Origin of the sequence: Gemmiger formicilis, from assembly GCF_016901605.1 — a bacterium.
GTDB lineage: Bacteria > Bacillota > Clostridia > Oscillospirales > Ruminococcaceae > Gemmiger > Gemmiger formicilis_B.
The window spans coordinates 1-355 of sequence record NZ_JACJKP010000517.1 but is presented as its reverse complement, the minus strand read 5'-3'; the positions used below and the strand labels follow the sequence as shown (position 1 = coordinate 355).

Annotated in this window: 1 protein-coding gene; it reads left to right on the top strand. The window is 60.6% G+C overall.

What is annotated here, in order from left to right; all coding sequences use genetic code 11:
- Nucleotides 1-355: PTS transporter subunit EIIC (locus H6B10_RS15725; protein ID WP_204652392.1), on the top strand; the 355-nt coding region annotated here is incomplete at both ends.

Below are 355 nucleotides of genomic sequence, written 5' to 3'. Positions count from 1 at the left end.
CATCAGCCAGTTCTGGGCCGGCATGGACAGCTTCCTCTGGCTGATCGGCGAGGCCGTCTTCCACATGCTGCCGGTGGGTATCTGCTGGTCGGTGACCAAAAAGATGGGCACCACCCAGATGCTGGGCATCGTTCTGGGCCTGACGCTGGTTTCCGGTCAGCTGCTCAACGCCTACTCGGTGGCTTCCACCCCCGCCGCAGAGATTCCCAAGTGGGACTTCGGCTTCATCCAGGTGAACATGATCGGCTACCAGGCCCAGGTCATTCCCGCCATTCTGGCCGCCTTCACTCTGGTCTATCTGGAAAAATTCTTCCGCAAGATCTGCCCCGCCGTGGTCTCCATGATCGTGGTGCCC